Here is a 1,030-nt window from a genome sequence, read left to right as displayed (position 1 = left end):
CAATCTGTTGCGGCAGTTGTGCAAACCTTGCAGGAGGCATTTGGCGCAAGTTTAAGGAACTAGTGTGATGACGTCCCTCACTAAAGCAGAAATGGCCGAACGGTTATACGAAGAGCTAGGCTTTAATAAGCGTGAGGCGAAGGAGCTCGTGGAGTTGTTTTTTGAGCAGATTCGCCTCTGTTTGGAGAATAACGAGCAGGTGAAGATTTCCGGTTTCGGTAATTTTGACCTCCGAGATAAAAGTCAGCGCCCTGGGCGTAACCCTAAAACGGGGGAGGAGATTCCAATCTCTGCTCGTCGCGTGGTGACATTTAGGCCCGGCCAAAAATTAAAATCCAGGGTAGAGGACTATGCTGGAACCAAGTCATAACGACGAATTACCGCCCATACCGGGCAAGCGCTATTTCACTATTGGTGAAGTCAGCGAACTGTGCTGCGTAAAACCTCATGTTCTTCGCTATTGGGAGCAGGAGTTTCCTCAGCTAACACCGGTAAAACGGCGCGGCAACCGCCGCTATTATCAGCATCAAGACGTGTTGATGATTCGGCAGATTCGCAGCTTCTTGTACGAAGAGGGCTACACCATCGGTGGCGCTCGGCAGCGTATGTCTGGTGACGTTGCGAAAGAAGAATCCTCGCAAGCTCGGCAAGTTATTCGGCAAATGCTCGGTGAATTGGAAGAAGTGGCAAAACTTCTGAAAAGATAGTTCACTAAATCAATATGTTGGGGTATCATGCCACCCCTCAAATCGGGGCGTAGCGCAGTCTGGTAGCGCACCACACTGGGGGTGTGGGGGTCGCAGGTTCGAATCCTGCCGTTCCGACCAATTAAATAAAAAAGGCCACTCAAGCGAGTGGCCTTTTTTATTGGCAGTCAACTCATAAAGCCCCCTTAAATAAGCACAAAATCTCGCAGTAAAATCGACGCTAAGTCGTATTTCACCGTCATGCCATATCTGCGTGCTAGCGTAGTAGGGTAGGTTGCCCAAACATAATTGCCGCTTTGTCAAAAATGTCTACATTGCGTCTT

General features: G+C 49.1%; 2 protein-coding genes and 1 tRNA gene. All 3 read left to right on the top strand.

Annotated elements, in window-relative coordinates:
* Positions 1–67 precede the first annotated feature (67 nt).
* The 3 genes from ihfA (at position 68) to ABYP33_RS19620 (ending at position 827) form a co-directional block, all read left to right on the top strand.
* Positions 68–370, top strand: coding sequence for an integration host factor subunit alpha (gene ihfA / locus ABYP33_RS19630; protein ID WP_008247199.1), 303 nt, complete (start codon positions 68–70; stop codon positions 368–370).
* A complete protein-coding gene (locus ABYP33_RS19625; RefSeq protein WP_373093086.1) occupies positions 351–707 on the top strand; it encodes a MerR family transcriptional regulator in 357 nt (118 codons plus the stop codon). The genes ihfA and ABYP33_RS19625 overlap by 20 nt, the downstream gene beginning before the upstream one ends.
* Before the next feature lie 43 nt (positions 708–750).
* Positions 751–827 (top strand) — tRNA-Pro (locus tag ABYP33_RS19620).
* Positions 828–1,030 lie beyond the last annotated feature (203 nt).

Source organism: Zhongshania sp. (assembly GCF_041584495.1).
Classification (GTDB): domain Bacteria; phylum Pseudomonadota; class Gammaproteobacteria; order Pseudomonadales; family Spongiibacteraceae; genus Spongiibacter.
Note: the sequence above shows the minus strand (reverse complement) of the source record. Positions and strands in the feature narration are given on the sequence as shown.